This window comes from Amnimonas aquatica, from assembly GCF_002943415.1.
Taxonomy (GTDB): domain Bacteria; phylum Pseudomonadota; class Gammaproteobacteria; order Pseudomonadales; family Moraxellaceae; genus Perlucidibaca; species Perlucidibaca aquatica_A.
Genome location: NZ_PTQZ01000208.1, coordinates 1 through 3,097, shown reverse-complemented (window position 1 = coordinate 3,097; position 3,097 = coordinate 1). Strand labels below are relative to the sequence as shown.

The window sequence follows — 3,097 nt, the reverse complement described above, 5'->3', positions numbered from 1 at the left end:
CGTTCGCGCCCGCTGGCGGTGCGCTTCATCGCCAGCGCCGGCGAGACCTACCATGTCGAGTTCCCGGTGCCCAAGACCGTGGAAGCCGCGCGCGTCTTCGCCAAGAGCCCCGAGCTGACCCTGGTCAGCAGCCGTGGCGAGCGTCACCAGGCACAGCTCATCCGCTCGGTGGCCGAGGCCTCGCTGCTGGACACCATCAGCCGCGCCTTCCAGACCGAGGAAACCCAGCAGGCCGTGCGTGCCACCGCGCCGGTCGAAGCCCCGGTGGCCGGTACCGCCACGCGTCCGGCGCTGGCGCCGACCAGCAGCGTGCACTACGACCTGCTGCGCGATATCTGGCTGCGTGCTTCGCCGGAAGAGCGCGTGCGCTTCCAGCAGTGGACGCTGAAGCCTGAGGCCGGCGGCAAGTAAGCGCCGCCCGGCTTCACTGGGCGTACAACGCTGCCGGAAAAGAACAAGGCACCTGGAAAACCGTCAAACGCCATGGATGGCGTTTGCGAGCCCCCATGGACGGGTTCACGGCGTGTTTTCCAGGTGCCTTGTTCTTTTCCGGCAGCTTTCGCGATACAGCGTGCCGGGCGGCGCTTACTTGCCGCTGTCCAGGCGCCGCTTCACCTGCAGGTAGGCCAGGCTCACGCCCAGCAGCAGCAGGATCAGCCCCGCCTCGATCAGCGACAGGTCGCCGACCTTGCCCGAGGCGACGATGCCGACGACGGTGAACAGCCCGTAGAACGCGGTGACGATGGTCATCCACAGCATGTGGCGGAACTGGCCGTCGCGCACGGCGGGGAAGAACAGCAGCAGCGGCAGGCTGTAGAAGGCCCAGAACGCCACCACCTGCTCCCAGGGCAGGCCCTTCGGCGCCATCACCACCGATTGCACCGCCTGCCAGGCGAGCACGCCGGCCCACAGGCCGCGGCAGGCGGTGAGCAGGTTTTCGGCGCGCAGGCGCAGCGCGCGGGTGTCGGCGGCGGGGTCGCGGGGTTCGGGGCTGGTCATGGTGATTGCTTTCCGGTGTGGTTGATGGAGGTCAGCGTGTCGCGGCGCGGGCGGCCCAGGTCGCCACGCGCCGGCCGAGGGCCTGGCACAGCCGGGCTTCTTCCGGGGTGACGGCGCGGGCACCGTCGCCGCCGGCCCAGTGCGAGGCGCCGTAGGGCGTGCCGCCGCTGCCGGTGTGCAGCAGATCGGGCTCCGAATAGGGCAGGCCGACCACCACCATGCCGTGGTGCAGCAGCGGCAGCAGCATGGTCAGCAACGTGCTTTCCTGGCCGCCGTGCAGCGAGCCGGTGGAGGTGAAGGCGGCCGCCGGCTTGTCGATCAGCGCGCCGTTCAGCCACAGGCCACTGGTGCCATCGAGGAAGTATTTCAGCGGTGCCGCCATGTTGCCGAAGCGGGTCGGGCTGCCCAGCACCAGTCCGGCACAGCCGGCGAGGTCGTCGAGCGTGGCGTAGAGGTCGCCGTCGTCGGGGATGTCCGGCGCCACCGCCTCGTGGTCGGCCGACACCGCCGGCACCGTGCGCAGGCGCGCGCCCAGGCCGGCGGCCTCGACGCCGCGCGCCACCTGGCGCGCCATCTCGCGCGTGGCGCCGTGGCGGCTGTAGTAGAGGATGAGTACGTAGGGTTCCGGCATGGCCGCCTCGACAGTCCCGCATGAGCCGGGAATACTAGCGCGAACCGTCCGGTCGCGGGTATCGCGGCGCGGGCATTCAGGACCGGGACATACGGGCATCAGGGGAGGGCGCATGAAGCGATCATTCGGGCAGCGTTTGCGCAACGGCGTCCATGTCCTGCGGCTGACCGTGCAGCACTTTCTGCGCGATGACTGCCGCCAGCATGCGGCGGCGCTGACCTACACCACGCTGTTCGCGGTGGTGCCGGTGATGACCGTGGTGTTCACCCTGCTCGCCGCCATCCCCTCGCTGCAGCATGTCAGCGGCGAGATCCAGAACTTCATTTTCGAGAACCTGGTGCCCAGCGCCGGCACCGCCGTGCAGACGCACATCGCCGAGTTCTCGCAGAAGGCCAGCCAGCTCACCGTGGTCGGCATCATCGTGCTGTTCGTGACGGCGATCATGATGCTCATGAACATCGAGCGTGCTTTCAACGACATCTGGCAGGTGCGCGCGCCGCGCGGCGGCTTCATCAGCTTCCTGCGCTACTGGGCGGTGATCAGCCTGGGGCCGCTGCTGCTCGGCGCCGGCTTCCTGCTCTCGTCCTACCTCATGTCGCTGCGCGTGTTCAGCGACACCGCCGACCTCGTGGGCGCGGTGGCGCCGGGCCTGGGCCTGGTGCCCATGCTGTTCACCGCGCTCGGTTTCACGCTGCTCTACACCACGGTGCCGAACTGCCGCGTGCCGCTGCGCGCCGGCCTGATCAGCGGCTTCGTGGCCGCCGGCCTGTTCGAGCTCGCCAAGCGCGCCTTCGGCCTGTTCGTGTCCGGCTTCAGCTCCTACGAGCTGGTCTACGGCGCCTTCGCCGCCTTCCCGGTATTCCTGCTGTGGATCTTCCTGTCGTGGCTGATCATCCTGTTCGGGGTCGAGCTGTCGCGCGGGCTGGTGATGCAGGAGAGCGTCGAGGCCGGTCACCGCCACCCGGTGTTGACCCTGCTCAGCCTGCTCGCCCTGCTGCACCAGCGTCAGGTCGCAGGCGAGGGCGTGCGCGAGGTCGAAGCCATGCGCCTGGTCGGCCGCCAGCAGGTGGACTGGGGCGATTTCTCGCGCCTGCTGCAGCGCCTGCGCCTGGTGCGGGTGACGCGCGAAGGCGACCTGGTGCTGGCACGCGACCTGACCCGGCTCGACCTGCTGGAGCTGTACCGCCAGCTGCCCTGGCCCTTGCCGACGACGGATGATCTCGCGGCCTACCCGGACGAGCCCTGGCATCCGGCGCTGGCGGCGCTGCTGGCGCCGGTGGAGCAGGGCATGGACGCCGGCCTGCGCACGCCGCTGGCCGAGCTGCTGGGCGCGGTCGAGCGGCGCGGCGAAAACCGTCCGGCCACGAAGCCGGCAGCGATCCCGCCGGTGAAGGTGGCGGCGCAGGCCGCTGTGGCGGAACCGCAGGCATGAGCCGGACGCTGACCCTGACCCGCGACGGGCTGGTG

The 3,097-nt window shown here is 70.0% G+C and carries 4 protein-coding genes; 2 read left to right on the top strand and 2 right to left on the bottom strand.

Features of this window, described 5'->3' with window-relative positions:
- The coding region (locus tag C5O18_RS07940) for a DUF2057 family protein (protein ID WP_146089287.1) at positions 1-411 on the top strand (411 nt) is incomplete at its 5' end.
- A 174-nt stretch (positions 412-585) separates the two neighbouring features.
- On the opposite strand, the gene C5O18_RS07935 is transcribed toward C5O18_RS07940, so the two are convergent.
- A complete protein-coding gene (locus C5O18_RS07935; RefSeq protein WP_105192978.1) occupies positions 586-999 on the bottom strand; it encodes a DUF2069 domain-containing protein in 414 nt (137 codons plus the stop codon).
- 31 nt (positions 1,000-1,030) lie between these two features.
- Positions 1,031-1,630, bottom strand: coding sequence for an NAD(P)H:quinone oxidoreductase (gene wrbA, locus C5O18_RS07930; RefSeq protein ID WP_105192968.1), 600 nt, complete (start codon positions 1,628-1,630; stop codon positions 1,031-1,033).
- 112 nt (positions 1,631-1,742) lie between these two features.
- Between wrbA and C5O18_RS07925 the strand changes: the two genes are divergently transcribed.
- Positions 1,743-3,062, top strand: coding sequence for a YihY family inner membrane protein (locus tag C5O18_RS07925; protein ID WP_158249303.1), 1,320 nt, complete (start codon positions 1,743-1,745; stop codon positions 3,060-3,062).
- The last annotated feature ends 35 nt before the right edge of the window (positions 3,063-3,097 follow it).

Excerpts from the sequence above, each read along its gene's own strand:
- C5O18_RS07935 (WP_105192978.1), bottom strand. The coding sequence starts at position 999 with ATGACCAGCCCCGAACCCCGCGACCCCGCCGCCGACACCCGCGCGCTG.
- wrbA (WP_105192968.1), bottom strand. The coding sequence starts at position 1,630 with ATGCCGGAACCCTACGTACTCATCCTCTACTACAGCCGCCACGGCGCC.
- C5O18_RS07925 (WP_158249303.1), top strand. The coding sequence starts at position 1,743 with ATGAAGCGATCATTCGGGCAGCGTTTGCGCAACGGCGTCCATGTCCTG.